At 37.9% G+C, this 15079-nt stretch carries 12 protein-coding genes, 1 pseudogene and 1 other annotated feature; of the genes and pseudogenes, 5 read left to right on the forward strand and 8 right to left on the reverse strand.

Annotation, left to right across the window (positions count from 1 at the left end):
* Window positions 1-149: 149 nt before the first annotated feature.
* Complete coding sequence (locus I6F50_RS16300; RefSeq protein ID WP_197176736.1) at window positions 150-1775, forward strand: DUF342 domain-containing protein; 1626 nt, start codon at window positions 150-152, stop codon at window positions 1773-1775.
* Here the strand turns inward: I6F50_RS16300 and rnt are convergent.
* Window positions 1759-2463 (reverse strand): ribonuclease T, encoded by a 705-nt coding sequence (rnt, locus tag I6F50_RS16305; protein WP_165729160.1) that lies wholly within the window; start codon window positions 2461-2463, stop codon window positions 1759-1761. The genes I6F50_RS16300 and rnt overlap by 17 nt on opposite strands.
* 202 nt (window positions 2464-2665) lie before the next feature.
* On the opposite strand from rnt, the gene I6F50_RS16310 reads away from it, so the two are divergent.
* A complete protein-coding gene (locus I6F50_RS16310) occupies window positions 2666-3544 on the forward strand; it encodes an OmpA family protein (RefSeq protein ID WP_010554639.1) in 879 nt (292 codons plus the stop codon).
* A 5-nt stretch (window positions 3545-3549) separates the two neighbouring features.
* Here I6F50_RS16310 and I6F50_RS16315 read toward each other — a convergent pair whose 3' ends face one another.
* Window positions 3550-4443 (reverse strand): DMT family transporter, encoded by an 894-nt coding sequence (locus tag I6F50_RS16315; protein WP_197176737.1) that lies wholly within the window; start codon window positions 4441-4443, stop codon window positions 3550-3552.
* Between the two features lie 215 nt (window positions 4444-4658).
* Here I6F50_RS16315 and tyrP point away from each other — a divergent pair, with 215 nt between their 5' ends.
* Window positions 4659-5861, forward strand: coding sequence for a tyrosine transporter TyrP (gene tyrP / locus I6F50_RS16320; protein ID WP_166376787.1), 1203 nt, complete (start codon window positions 4659-4661; stop codon window positions 5859-5861).
* An 83-nt stretch (window positions 5862-5944) separates the two neighbouring features.
* Here the strand turns inward: tyrP and I6F50_RS16325 are convergent, their stop codons facing one another.
* The 4 genes from I6F50_RS16325 to I6F50_RS16340 form a co-directional block, all read right to left on the reverse strand.
* Window positions 5945-7135, reverse strand: a complete 1191-nt coding sequence (locus I6F50_RS16325) for an amino acid aminotransferase (RefSeq protein ID WP_197176738.1) — start codon at window positions 7133-7135, stop codon at window positions 5945-5947.
* A gap of 80 nt (window positions 7136-7215) precedes the next feature.
* On the reverse strand, window positions 7216-7875 hold the full coding sequence (locus tag I6F50_RS16330; protein WP_197142213.1) for a GAF domain-containing protein: 660 nt from the start codon (window positions 7873-7875) through the stop codon (window positions 7216-7218).
* Between the two features lie 56 nt (window positions 7876-7931).
* Entirely contained in the window at window positions 7932-9581 is a 1650-nt protein-coding gene (locus tag I6F50_RS16335) for a SpoIIE family protein phosphatase (protein ID WP_197176739.1), read from the reverse strand.
* Complete coding sequence (locus tag I6F50_RS16340; RefSeq protein ID WP_002962948.1) at window positions 9581-9886, reverse strand: STAS domain-containing protein; 306 nt, start codon at window positions 9884-9886, stop codon at window positions 9581-9583. Before I6F50_RS16340 ends, I6F50_RS16335 begins: the two co-directional genes overlap by 1 nt.
* A 135-nt stretch (window positions 9887-10021) precedes the next feature.
* Between I6F50_RS16340 and I6F50_RS16345 the strand changes: the two genes are divergently transcribed.
* Entirely contained in the window at window positions 10022-10351 is a 330-nt protein-coding gene (locus I6F50_RS16345) for a translation initiation factor (protein WP_007581414.1), read from the forward strand.
* A 12-nt stretch (window positions 10352-10363) separates the two neighbouring features.
* Here the strand turns inward: I6F50_RS16345 and I6F50_RS16350 are convergent, their stop codons facing one another.
* Entirely contained in the window at window positions 10364-13378 is a 3015-nt protein-coding gene (locus tag I6F50_RS16350; protein WP_197176740.1) for an EAL domain-containing protein, read from the reverse strand.
* A 192-nt stretch (window positions 13379-13570) separates the two neighbouring features.
* Window positions 13571-13688: a sequence feature (Phe leader region), on the forward strand.
* A 44-nt stretch (window positions 13689-13732) separates the two neighbouring features.
* On the opposite strand from I6F50_RS16350, the gene I6F50_RS16355 reads away from it, so the two are divergent.
* A complete protein-coding gene (locus tag I6F50_RS16355; protein ID WP_007581410.1) occupies window positions 13733-14890 on the forward strand; it encodes a chorismate mutase in 1158 nt (385 codons plus the stop codon).
* A 46-nt stretch (window positions 14891-14936) separates the two neighbouring features.
* Here I6F50_RS16355 and I6F50_RS16360 read toward each other — a convergent pair.
* A pseudogene (locus tag I6F50_RS16360) lies at window positions 14937-15079 on the reverse strand (IS4 family transposase); the annotation flags it as partial.

A 15079-nucleotide genomic window follows, 5' to 3' on the forward strand; every position in this document is an offset into this window, starting at 1 on the left:
CAAAATTTAGTTTATGCAAGCCTATATAAACATTTACTTAACAATGTGTTTAACCTGTGTTCAAATGAGGAGTTAAGGTTTTTGCTATTTCTAAACCTTTAGTTGTAAAAAATAAAAATAATAACAGGCATAGAGTAGGGAATTAATAAATGTCGGTTTTTTCATTTGATAAAAGTACAGGGTTTGTCTCTTTAGAAAGTCACCCTATTGATAGTGGTTTTCCTGTTACAAGTACTCAGTTAACGCAAATGCTAGAGCAATCTGAGTTTAGTGAGTACGAAGTTGTAATTGCCAATATTGGAAAGCTTTTTGCGCCAACTAAAAATTATCAGGAAGTATCGCTTGTAGTTGCTAAAGCTGTAGATGCGTCGCTTGTCATTAATATTGATGAAAAAAATATGGTCGCAGAAGCAACATTAACTACCGCTAAAGGTGGCGCACTTTTGTCTATGGAAGGCGCGCAAAAAGCACTTGCTGATGCAGGTGTTAAAAAAGGAATAAGTCCTCGTGCGCTTGATACCTTTTTAGGCCAGCAGTTTGAGCAACCAGCAGGAAGCTCTTACAGTGCCATAATTGCACATGGGCGCAATCCAAAAGAAGGCAGCGATGCTAAATTTGTGCGTTTATGCTCAACAGCTCAAGACCGAGTACTCAGCCCACAAGCTAAAGAAGGCGGTAAGGTTGATATGAAAAACCTTGGCGCTATTATCACCGTAAAACCTGGCACTCCCTTAATGCAGCGTATTGCAGCGACCCCTGGAGAAGAAGGCTATACGGTATTTGGCGATTCAATTAGTGCAAAACCAGGTAAAGATCACCAACTCCAGCCTTTCGAAGGTACAAAAGTAGATCCTAATAATCCTAATATGCTTATTGCCGACTGCAAAGGTGTGCCCGTTGCCCTACCCCGTGGTATGCGTGTAGATGACGTTTTATGCTTTGATAACGTAGATGTAAGTACAGGCCATGTTGATTTTGATGGTAGCGTAATTATTACTGGCGATATTAAAGACGGCATGCGTGTAAAAGCCAATGGTGATATTACGGTACTTGGTTTTGTAGAATCAGGAACTGTTGAAAGTAAAAGTGCGGTAACCATTATGCTTGGCGCAATTGGCCGAAAACGTGAAGGCGAGGAAGCATTTACGTGCTGTATAACCGCTCAGCGAACTATTTCGATTGGTTATGCCCAGTACTGCAACATTAAATCCGAACAAGATTTATTTATTGAACGCCAAACTCTGCATTGTGATTTGAGTGCTAGGCGATTAATACGTGTAGGCAAAGCAAATGACCCGCGAGGTAAAATTATTGGCGGTAATATTTTAGATGCTATGCGCATTGAAACAGGTGAACTAGGCGCGCCAGCCGGTACTAAAACGCGCGTATTTTTAGCACAGCTCTGGTTTGAGCTTCGCCAAAAGCAAACACAAATAACCGATTTTGAAAAAGTACTTGCAACCAAAGTAGCGGCTTTACAACAAGCTCGTGAAAAAGCGAGTAAAATTGCGGGGGCAGCTCAGCGCCAGCAATTCATGAATAAGATAACTGAAAATGAACAACATATAAAAATACGCTCTGCCCATATTAATCGTCAAAAACTACTTATTAAGCAAAAAATAACGCAATTACTTGCCAGTAGCCGTTTAAAAGTAAACGAATTAATGCACCCTGGTGTGGAGCTTAAAATAGCGAAAGATTCTAAACAATTTTCGCGTATTTACCCGCCCCACCTAGTTAAGCTAACTGAGGGTAAAATTACTCAGACGTTTTAGCGTCTTCGTCATTTTTTGTTTCAGTTTCAGTTTCAGTTTCAGCGTCGCAATCATCTAGCGGCGCTAATGGCCAACCACCTAATTGCTGCCAGCGGTTTACTATTAAACAATAAAGCTCAGCTGTACGTTCTGTGTCGTAAAGCGCTGAATGCGCTTGGCTGTTATCAAACTCGATACCAGCCGCTCTACATGCTTTTGCTAATACAGTTTGCCCTAACGCTAAACCTGCTAAAGACGTTGTATCGAAGCTTACAAACGGGTGAAATGGCGTACGCTTAATGTTATTACGCTCTATTGCTGCATTTAAAAAGCCATGATCGAATGCGGCATTATGCGCCACAATAACTGAGCGTTGGCACCCAGCAGCCTTTTGCGCTTTGCGTACTACTTTACATATTTCTTTAATTACTTCATCTTCAGGTACTGCGCCACGTAATGGTGAAAACGGGTCTATACCATTAAAGTCGATGGCGGCTTGTTCTATATTAGCGCCTTCGAATGGCTGAACATGAAAATGAACAGTATGATCTATGCTGAGCAATCCTTCGTCATCCATTTTTAAAACAGAGGCTGCTATTTCTAGTAAGGCGTCTGTTTCTTTGTTAAAACCTGCAGTTTCAACATCAATAACAACAGGAAAAAATCCACGAAAGCGTTTTGCGAAAGGTGTTTGCTCAGTATTTGCCATAGTCTTCTTTGTTTATACGTGTAAGCTGACTATTATGTCAAAATTGATGCCCCCTAGGCTAGGGGATTTAAGTATTTATTGCTTTAAAATTGTAGGCACATAACTTGCTTTAACTTATGAGTTAGTTATATAGAGAACAAACTAATCATTGCAGTCGTTAATTTGCCAAATTATTGGCATTCCCGGATAGCTGGAGAGCACCATGAAGTATAAGTTGTTATTTATTAGCCTTAGTATAAGTGCAGTGCTTTGCAGTACTCACTCGCAAGCTGCTATGCGCCAATATACAGCAACCCAAGACAACTCCAACTGGGAAGTCGTTAAAACAACGCGCTTACAATGCCAATTAAATCATGAGGTTCCTTATTACGGTGAAGCTATTTTTAAAGCTTCAGCAAGTAAAAATAAAAACTTAACGTTTAATTTAGATATGGTTGTACGCCCAGATAACTACGCAATTGCAGGTTTAAAAGCAGTGCCACCTACATGGCGTGCAGGATTGCCCGCTCGCGATATTGCAAACATGAAATTACTTAAAAAGTTTGATGGCGAGCTAGGCAATAAAACCGCATGGGAAATGCTTACCGAGCTTGAAAAAGGCTACTACCCTACTTTTTATTATCAAGACTGGCAAAACAGTGCCGATAAAATTGCCGTTGGTATATCGAGCGTAAACTTTAAACAAGCTTACTGGGCTTTTTTACAGTGCCGCGATGAACTACTCCCTTACAGCTTTGAAGATATTTCGTTTACTGTAATGAACTATCAATCTAACAGCAGTAAATTAACTAAATCGTCGCAACAACGTCTTGATAAAATTGCTGAGTATTTAAAAAATGATGCAAGCATAGAGTCCATTAGTATTGACTCATACACTGATAGCTATGGCGGACGCTGGAATAACTTAGATTTATCGCGCAAGCGCGCCAAAACTATAAAAGATTATATGGTGAGCTTGGGTGTTGATGAAGCCAAAGTACAAACAACCGGTTTGGGCGAAAAACGCTTTGTTGATAATAACGATAACATTTTAAGCCGAGACAAAAACCGTCGTTTAATTATTCAAATAGAAAAAATGTAGTAAAGCTAATTTGCGCTTACTTTACTGCGTTTTAAAAACTTATCACCAAATTGAAAAAAGCCCAGACTAATTAAAATAATAACCGCACCAATTATTAACTCTTGGCTTAATGACTCATTATTTAGCCAAGCTCCCAAGCCTAACGCAAAGCTAGGAGTTATAAGTGTAGTAAGTGATACCGTGCTTGCATTAAGGTTTTGCAGCACATGAAAATACGCCAAAGCCCCTACTAAAGATCCAAATATTCCTAGATAACCAATAGCCCACAATGATTTTGCACTCCAGTTTTGTATATGCAACTCACCATCTAATAACCACCAAGCAATAAAAAAGAGTGGGGTTACAAAAACTAAGGCACCAAATGTTGTTGCCATAGGATGAATCGCAATCTGCACACGCTTGATCATCACACCACTTAAACTAAAAAAGCAGACAGCCATAAACACATAAAGCAACCCAAGTCCTTGAGTTTGCGAGTTTTGTACTTGGTTATAACTAACAAAATATAAGCCAATTAAGGCGCACGCTAACGCAACTAATTTAATCGGGCTAAATTTAGGTTCATTTAATAACTGCTGAGCAAGTAACCCCGACAAAATAGGTGCAAGGCCAAACATAAGCGAAATAATACCCGAAGGGACTGTTTTAGCTGCCATATAGCTCAACAACATACCGCCAAAAATACCTATACTCGAATAAAAATAAAGTAAGCACGCATTTTTGCTCCAAGGTACTCTAATGTTTGTTATGGCAACAATTAAACCACCTAAAAACAACCCCACCAGCATACGCATTAATACAGCAAGCGTTGGCGATACTGTTTCACTACTCCACACTATACCCAGTGGTGTAGTAGACCATATAAGAACCATTAAAAAATACGATACTCTAACTGGCACGTGCCACCCTTACGCTTTATATGAATGAATAAAACAAAGAATAAATTATACGCTCACTACTGTGTTTTAGTACTTTTTAAACACTAAAGCCCTTAATAAATACAGTTGTAAATTGTAAGTTACATTTTAATAATGCTCTTTTATTACAAAACTATTTGAGATTTGAGTAACTAGTTATATGGTGCATCAATATTAATAATAATTAAGGTAATTAAGTGCTTAAAAATAAAACAACTGGAAGCATGTTAATTGTTGCAGGCACCACTATTGGTGCGGGTATGTTGGCATTGCCAATTGCATCTGCCGGGCTTGGGTTTAGTACTGCACTTGCATTAATAATTGCTAGCTGGTTACTAATGACCTACACCGCACTACTCATGTTAGAGCTACACCAATATGCACCACGCGATGCAACATTAAATACATTGGCTAAATTATGGCTTGGAAAGCGCGGACAATACATCGCGAATTTTTCGATGATTTTTTTATTTTATGCTTTATGCGCTGCTTATATTGCAGGTGGTGGTGCACAACTTCAAGCGCGTATAAATATAGGCTTTGATGTAGATATAGCCCCACAGTTTGGCTCTGTGATCCTCGCTGTTATTATTGCAAGTGTGGTAACACTAGGCACTAGCAAGGTAGATAAACTAAATAGAGTGTTATTTACAATAAAAATTATTGTATTAGCTAGTTTGTTTTACATGCTTACCCCTTATGTACAAGGTAAGCACTTATTAGAGATGCCCGTAGAGCAAGGATTAATCCTTTCGGCTATACCGGTTATATTTACTTCGTTTGGTTTTCATGGCTCTATCCCTTCTATTGTTAAATATGTTGGTGTAGAAATAAAAGTACTGCGCAAAGTAATGATTGCTGGAGCCGCCCTACCTTTAGTTATTTATATTTTTTGGCAACTACTTAGCCAAGGTATTATGAGTCAAACTGATTTACTCAACAGCGAAGGTCTTAATGGGTTTGTATCTAGCGTGGCTAGTATTGCGCATAACCCAAGTGTGGCAACGGCCGTTAAGTTATTTGCTGATTTAGCACTTGCGACATCATTTTTAGGGGTGAGCTTAGGGTTATTTGATTTTTTTGCTGATGCATTTAAAAAGGGTGACAATAAAACAGACCGAATTAAAACGGCTTTAATTACGTTTATTCCGCCACTTGGCTTTGCATTGTTTTATCCTCAGGGCTTTATTATGGCCTTAGGTTACGCAGCAATAGCACTTGTTGTACTGGCAATATTTTTGCCTGTAGCAATGGTTTATAAACAGCGTACAACATCAAATAAAACAGGTTACCAAGTTAAAAGTGGGAATGTTGGGCTTGGTATAGCAGCTATATGTGGCATCACTATTATTGCTGCGCAGTTTATGCAAATGGCGGGGCTTATTCCTGCTATCGGTTAAAGGTTGCTGCTGATTGTTTAAATTTAGATAATAAAAAACCGCACATCATTACTAATGATGTGCGGTTTTTTTATTAACTGCGTTTATTTACAAACGTCAGCTACAGCATTTGAAAAGTATTCAATATTTGAATGACTAACACCTGCAACATTTACGCGGCTAGAGCCAACAATGTAAATGCCGTACTCTTTTTGTAGGCGAGCAATTTGCTCTTTGTTAATACCTAAGAAAGAAAACATACCGTTTTGGCGCTCAATAAATGAGAAGTCTTGCGCAATATCTTTCGTTGCTAAGCTTTCTTTAATTAAGCTACGTAAGCCATTTATGCGGCTACGCATTTCATCAAGCTCAGAGTGCCACAATTGTGTAAGCTCAGTACTGCTTAAAATAGTATTAACAATATCGGCACCATGCGCTGGCGGCATTGAGTAAATACTACGCACAACGCTTAGCATTACAGAGTTTGAAATATCAGCTGCTGCGCTGTCTTTTGCAATTAGTGAACATGCACCAATACGCTCGCGGTATAAGCCAAAGTTTTTAGAACATGAAGAACAAATAATTAGCTCTTCTACTGCATCAGCTAAAATACGTAAGCCGCGTGCATCTTCTTCAAGTGAAGCACCAAAGCCTTGGTATGCAATATCAACAAGTGGTGTAAAGCCAACTTCTTTTGCAAGTTCAGCAACCGTGTTCCACTGTGTTTCGCTTAAATCCATACCGCTTGGGTTATGACAACATGCATGTAGTAAAACCACATCGCCTTTAGGCACTTGTTTAAGTGTGTTGATCATTTCATCAAACAGTAAATCTTTATTTTCGTAATCGTAATATGGGTATTCTTTTACTGTTAAGCCTGCAGCTTCAAACAAGCTAATGTGGTTAGCCCATGTTGGGTTAGTTACCCAAACAGTCGCGTCTGTATTACAACGCTTAATAAATTCAGCTGCAACACGAAGTGCACCCGTACCACCTGGCGCTTGCGCAGTACGTACGCGATTTGCTAGCAATGCTTGATGCTCGCCTAATAGTAACTGCTCCATTTTTTGGCAGTAATCTAAATTACCCGCTAAACCAATATAAGATTTGCTCATTTCGTTTTCAAGACGAAACGCTTCAGCTTTTTTAACCGCTTTAAGAACCGGTGTATTGCCTTGCTCATCTTTGTAGACACCTACACCTAAATCAATTTTATTAGGGTTTGTATCTTGTTTATAGGCCGCCATAAGGCCAAGAATAGGATCTGTTGGTAATGGTTTTAATACTGAGAACATTGGCTATCTCTTATCGTTATTTAGGGGTTAGCTGTTAAGCTAAGCTTAACATAAAAGCACATCATATTGACTAGCGTTATTTACGCTAGAAAGTGAGGAATTTTAATACAACATGCAATTAAAACGGCAAGCGTCTTTTCATCAAAAAAATCATTTTTAAAGGCTTCTGCATCTACAATACCAACACATTCATTTTTTGCGTTGAATAAAGGTAAACAAGTTTCTGACTTAACTTTAGGATCGCATGTGTAGTATTCACCGCCTTGTGATAAATACGCTTCAACGTTATTAATAATGCGACCTTGATGAGATAGCGCAACTTGTACGTTATTACTCCCTGCTGCAAATGCTTGCGTTAAAGGAAACAACGGGCGACTAGGCGCACCATGATAAGCTAATTTTAACAGTTGCTTACCTTCACTTGTATTAGTTGATTGATAAATACCATACCAATCAACGCCTGTTTGCTGTTCGATGTAGCTTACAATACTTTGTAAATTAGCTAACTTAAGTTGTGTTTGCTCATCACCTTTAAGATAGTCAGTTAATTTGAATGGCTCATCTTGTAAGTAACCAAATAAACTACACGCTCCGCCCTCGCCAAGCTCAGGTATTTGATACTCCCAACGCACATCAGGTAAAGTTGAGTTTGTAAGATGCAGATCAAGCTTTTCAAGCTCTGTTGCAATCAAAGTAGGATTAGCACTTAATTGTGCTTGTTTTAGGTAAGAAGAAATCATTTGGCCATCCATACATCTAAAGTTTCGAGAATAATAGCATGGATATTTTTACAGAGCTAGCTCAACTTGTAGCACATTTCAACTTGGTTACCACTGGCGTTATAAGTAACTTTTTCGGCTATTTCTTCTAATAAAGACACGCCTCTGCCAAATTCATTATTAACCTTTGACAACTCATCTTGCTTACTACTAAACCCTCGGCCTGAATCACAAATAATAAAATATAAACTGAGTGTGTCGGGGCAATAGCGCATATCAATAATAATCATGGCATCGGTAAGTTTAGCCAGAGCTGCTTCTCTTAATTCGTAATATCGAAAAAAACCATCTTCTTGTTTTTTAATTTCTGAGTTAAGTCCTAATACACCATGGTCAAGCGCATTGTTATAAGCCTCAGACAACAGTAAAAATATATTAGAACGATGAGTATTTAACCCCTCAACACTGCTCAAAATATTAACGACGTCGTAAACGGGGTCTGTTTTTTTTATTTGTTCTGAGTTTAAACTCAAAGATAAATTAAAAGCTAAAGTAGAAAATGCTTCTCGCTCTTGCTCCTCAGGAACTAAAGGCAGGCAGTTTAGTAAAACAATGCTTAAATCGTCTTGTTGTTTAGTACCATCTGCAAACTCAGTAACGTTAGCAACTATATCTTCACTACTAATCATCGACTTACTTTTTAAGGTTTGCAAAAAACGTTCTTCCCCAAAAAATATATCTTTTTTGTTTGCTGTTTCTATAATTCCGTCGGTCGCTAATACAAGGCGAGTATTACTATTTGTTTCAAAATGAATAACTTCATATTCAAATTCTTGTTCATCTAAAATCCCTAGCGCCATATGCTGTGATTCTAATGTTTGTTTTACATTACCGTCTTTATCTATTAGGTAGGCATCGGGTAAGCCGCCCATCCATGCAGAAACACTTTTACCTGATGCACTAAGCTCTATAATGGTTGCAGCACAAAACATATGCCCAGGTAGTAGGTTGTACAGTAGTGTATTTAGCTCACAGGCAATATCGTTAACCGCCATGCCTTTTTGTACCATAGTATAAAAAACACGAGAAGTTGGTAATGCACCAATAGCTGCTGCAAGGCCGTGACCCGTAAAATCTCCCAACATGCAATACAAATTACCGATTGGGCTTTGCGCTACTAAAAACATATCGCCGTTAAACATAGAGGCCGGTGATAAATTAAAATCTAAATACTCTTTAAACTTACCTTGGTTTTCTAATGAGTTATTAAAAATATGCTCAATTATTTCGTGTTCACGTTCAATTTGATTATGATGATATTCAAGCAATTTCTTTTGTTGGTTTGCTTTTTTACTCAGCTCTCTGGTGCGAATATGTGCTTTAATTTTTGCATGCAGAATAACTTTTTCAAATGGTTTATGAATAAAGTCATCGCCACCCACTTCGAGGCAGCGCTCAAAACTTGCTTGATCTTCTAAGGAGGTTATAAAAATAATCGGTAAGTAAACTTCACTATACTGCTGCTTTATTTTTTCAGCAGCTTCAAAACCATCCATTACAGGCATTAAAACATCAAGTAAAACAACGTCTATTTGCTCTCTTTTAAGTACATTAATTGCATCTAGCCCGTTATAAGCCACTGATATTTTATAACCCTCTTGCTCAAGCATTTTACTTAGTAAAATGCGATTGAGCGCCTGATCATCTACAATTAACACATGTATCATTAGCTAATATCAAACTTTTTATCAAAACGTGAAATTTGTAGAATTTTTCTAAGCTGTGGTTGGCAATTGCTTATTTCGATAGTTTTCACTTGGCTATCAATTGTTTTTTTCATGTTAAGTAACATGCCAAGTGCTGAGCTATCCATGTAGTCAGTCTCTCTTAAATCGATAATAACCTTTACTGTTTTTTCGCTCATTTGGGCATAAGCTTGGCGAAAAGATTGCACTAAATTAAAGTCAAATTTACCTTTGATTTGTATTGTTAATGTAGTGCCATCGACTGATTCATTCTTAGTTAAACTCATATTAAACTCCAATAATATTTCCTTTGAACTAAATATAACCTGTTAAAAGTATTTAGCAAAAAGAAAAACACACAACTTCAAATTTGCTATCATTTACGCCAATATTTAATTAATTTTTATCCATAAAGGTAAGGTATGAGTGATAGTCACTTAGTATATTCAACAAGTACGGGGCGCATTGACCAGCCAAAACCAGAAAAAGAGTTAGAAGCTAAGCTTTTTAAAGATGGTTTTATTCGCATTGAGCGTCAAACAAAAGGACGTAAAGGCAAAGGCGTAATGTTAGTTGTAGGCATTGATCCAAAAGATCATGATTTAAAAAAGTTAGCTAAAACTATAAAAAGCAAAATGGGCCAAGGCGGCGCAGTAAAAGAAGGCATTATTGAAGTGCAAGGTGATGACCGCGATAAACTAAAAGCCATTTTAGAAGCGTTAAAATTTAAAGTTAAAATTGCGGGTGGTTAACCCGCAATTTTATTAACTACTTACTTCGCTATTTGAGAGTTCATTTAACCTTTCATACAATTTTGGTAGTTCGTGCTCAGCAATTGGTTTACTAAAATAATAGCCTTGTACAATGAAACAATTATTATTTTGTAAAAACTGCATCTGCTCTATTGTCTCAACCCCTTCTGCGACCACGTCTAGCTTTAACTTTTGCGCCATGGCAATAATAGCGGCAGTAATTTCCATATCATTTGTATCCTCAGGGATATCTTTTACAAATGAACGGTCAATTTTCAATATATCAACCGGGAATCGTTTTAAGTAACTGAGTGACGAATAGCCAGTACCAAAATCATCAATAGAAATAGATATACCTAAGGCTTTAAGCTCGTGGAGTTGTGTAATTGCAGCTTCTACATTTCCCATTAGCATACTTTCAGTCAGCTCTAAGTGAAGGCGCTTAGCCGAAACACCCGTCCTAATTATCATTTTACTCAGTGTTGAGACTAAGCTTGAGTCTTTGAACTGGCGAGCCGATAAGTTTATCGATATATTATTTTCTAAGCCTTGCTTTGTTAATCTTACGGCAAAATCACAAGACTCTTGAAGCACCCATTCGCCTAATTCAACTATAAGGCCTGTCGCTTCTGCAATAGGAATAAATTTATCTGGAGGGATTGCGCCTTCAGTTGGGTGGAACCATCTTAATAACGCTTCATAGCCAATGACCTGATGAGTACGACTATCAACTTGAGGTTGGTAGTAAACTACAAACTGTTTTTCTTTTAGTCCTATACGTAGCTCATTTTCAATAAATAAACGCTCATTAGCAGCTGCGTTCAATTCTTGGCTATAAAAATGGAATGTATTACGCCCTTTTGCTTTTGCCTCATACATAGCTAAGTCAGCATGTTTTAATAACTGATCTTCTTCTAGGCTATCGTACGGAGCCATTGTAATACCAATACTCGCGCTCACAATAACTTCATTACTACCTAGTTTTATAGGCACATTCAGTGTTTTTTGAATTGTATTGGCAACATCAGTCGCGTGAGCTTGGCTTTCTATACCACTGAGTAATACTGCAAATTCATCACCACCTAAGCGCGCTATGGTGTCCTCGGCTCGTAAACGTTTTTTAAGTCTGTTTGCCACTTCAATTAATAATTGATCGCCGGCATCGTGACCTAATGTATCGTTAATACGTTTAAATTCGTCTAAATCAAAGTAAAACAATGCAAATGCATAGTGCCCACGTTCTGCTAATGCCATTGATTTACGCAATTGCATTCTAAAAAACGTTCTGTTGGCAAGGCCCGTAAGGGTGTCAAAGTAAGCAAGCTGCTCCATTTTACGCTGGCTTTCTTTTACAAACGAAATATCTTGTGCAGATGCTACATAGCTGGTTATTTCACCGCCCTCTTCACGAATTGGCGAAACACTTAAAGACACCCAAATTGGCTCTTTATTCAAGCCTTGAATTAATGTATCACCGCGCCAGTAATTACGGCTGCGTAAATCTATGTCTATATCTTCAACTAAAATAGACATTTCTGAGGCAATAATATTAAGTAATGGTGCTCTATTAAAATGACTTTCTGGGTAGCCTGTCATTTCGAGCATTTTTGGATTTACGTATTCAATTACAAAATTCTCATCGGTGATCACAACACCAGTGCCCGAGAATGCTACCGCTTTAGATAAACGGTTAGCTGCTTTTTCAGCAATTTCTTTTTCTGTAATTCTCTGGTTTAAGCCATCGATAAGTTTGCGAATTTCTACCGTCATGTCTCTAAATGAGCCATTAAGCGTGCCAATTTCATCTTTGTTTTCTGGTGGGAATTCTATAGTTAATTGACCTTTGCCAAAACTTGTAACTGCATAAACCAAAGTATGTAAACGGCGAAGGACTAGTTGATAAAGCGCTTGATGCAGCAATAAGGCAACTAATATTGCGTATAAAATAAAGAGACCAAAAAACTTCAGTTTTAAATCTTGTAATGCAGATAACGTCGATGAACGCTTTTTATATACCCCTATGTACCAATCTAAGTCATCAATCTTACGAATATTGATAATATGAGCTTCGTCATTTTTTTCAAACGAATTTGCGTATTCAGGTAACTTCACCGCAATTACATCGTCAATAATCGACTGCAGCGCTGGGTTTACAAATTCATTAGTAGCGAGTGCTTTATTATCACTACCATAGTCGGCTAGTAAGGTCGGATTTAGATCTGGGTGTGCTAACAATTGCCCTTTACTATCAAACACAAGTAGGTGTTTTTCTTTATCACCAACAGGTAAAAACGAAATAAGTTTGTTGAGGGAAATATCGCTCCCCGTTACACCTAAAAACTCATTATCGACATAAACTGGCACTAGTAAGCTAATAACCCATTTGCGCCATACTGTATCGTAATAGACTTTTGACCATGCAGGCTCTCTTACTGTTTCAAGCGTGCTTTTAATCGATTTATAAGTTGAGCCATTCGTTGCTCTAAAGTCGGCAGGTGCGTTTAATGCCCAATTTGGAGGAGAAACACGAATAAAATCATCATCTGTTATTAAATAAAAGTTAAAAAAGTCGTGTACCAGTGTAGGAGAAATTATACGCCACAGCATCTCAGAATCATTAAATAGGCGTTTATAAAAAGGAGAGTAATTTTGCTGTGGTAAAAATGCGGCAGATAATCCATCAGCCGAGGCACTGCGAATCGTACCGTCACTATTAAATTGTAACTGTGATTTATTGCTTAAATTAATTGGTGAATTGGGTTGAAAAAGTTGTTGTGTTACTACGTTATTAGCTTGTTGAGCAATATTTACTTTTGTTTTAATGCGCTCATTAAATTGCTTCACTAATAAGTCTGTCGAGCTTTTTAAAACTTCGTGTTCTTCAAAAACGAGTTGTTTCTCTTCAGATTTAAGCATTAAGGCAGCCGCACATACCCCAGCTATTAAGCAAATAGCGGATATGAGTAGCGATAGTTTTACACTTAAAGAATTCAATCCAAAACGCGATGGAGGGCGTCTGTAAACCACGGGTCAACCTTAATTATTAATAATTGTTATTATTTGAACCAGTTAACGAAATATACCAGATCCGCATTCATATTTATAAATTATTTGTAAACTTTCTATAAAAACTAATATAGGGAAATAAATAGTACTCTAAGCTTATTTAGATCTTTATTGACATTGGTAGCAACTCTCCATACATTAACTGCATGAACATATTTATCTCTCGCACTTTTTTTTCGTTTTTTAGCTTCTTTATATAGAAGAGGCTTCCCTGTTTGTGAGATAAAATCAATCGAATAGTAAAGCCTCCCAACCGGGAGGCTTTTTTGTTTTTGCTGTGTAATAACAGCCTACTTTTGGAATGAGGATACCAAAATGACAAATGATGTATTAAATGCACTAAGACACGATATAAATGAAATAGACTCCGATTTACTCGTGTTATTAGCTAAACGTCGTCGTATTAGCCACGGTGTGGTTGAGTATAAAATTGCTAACAACAAGCCAATTCGCGATGAAGCACGTGAACTCGCACTTTTAGAGAAACTGATTGGTTATGGTAAATCACTAGGTTTAGATGCTTACTACGTGAATAATGTTTTTCAAACTATTTTGGAAGACTCTGTTTTACACCAACAAGCAATGCTACAAAAAAACCTGAATCCAGATGCCCTTAGTGAAACACACCGTGTAACTTACTTAGGTGGTCAGGGTTCTTATAGCCAACTAGCATGCCATAAATACTTTAGCCGCCGCCCGGGTAAATTAGTTGAAATTGGCTGTACGTCGTTTGACGAAATAACAGGTAAAGTAGAGAACGGACAAGCTGATTTTGGTTTATTACCCATTGAAAACACAAGCTCTGGCAGTATTAACGAGGTGTTTGACTTATTACAGCACGCGCAAGTATCTATTGTTGGAGAAGTAACTCACAGTGTAGAGCATTGCTTACTCGCCAATCCTGATACTGAACTTAGCCAACTAACAAAAATATTTGCACACCCACAACCATTTGCGCAGTGCAGCCGTTTTTTACAGGGCTTAGGTGATTTACAACACGAAACATGTGACTCAACATCAAGCGCGCTACAATCAGCTCTGAACACACCATACAGTGCTGCAATTGGCTCTGCACAAGCGGGGAAAAACGTAGGGCTTGAGGTTATTAAATCAAACCTAGCTAATCAAAGCGAAAACCATAGCCGCTTTATTGTTGTTGCTCGTAAGCCTCTACAAGTGTCTAACCAAATTCCAACTAAAACAAGTTTGATCATGTCGACAAAACAACAAGCGGGCTCATTAGCCGATGCGTTAATGATTTTTAAGCAGCATAAGATTAATTTAGTAAAACTTGAATCTCGCCCAACTCCAGGCAATCCGTGGGAAGAAGTTTTTTATGTTGACCTAGAAGCAAACTTAGCTGAAAGCCAAGTAAAAGAAGCGCTAGAAGAACTTAAAGAGCACACCCAATATGTACGTATTTTAGGATGCTACCAAAGCGAGTCACTACAGGCAGTAAGCGTAAATACTTAATAAGCAATTTTACAAATCAAAAAGGGCCGATATCGGCTAATGCCAGTCAGTTAAGCTGACTGGCATTTTTCTTTTTATGGGGATACTTAGATGGTTTTGGCTTAACCCATCGGGGATATCTTCTATCCTCTCGTCTAGCTGGAAGCTTAAATAAGACCAGTGTATTGAGTAAGTGCTGCCAGTGTATTG

The sequence above is a fragment of the Pseudoalteromonas sp. NZS127_1 genome, from assembly GCF_015864295.1.
GTDB classification, from domain to species: Bacteria; Pseudomonadota; Gammaproteobacteria; order Enterobacterales; family Alteromonadaceae; genus Pseudoalteromonas; species Pseudoalteromonas arctica.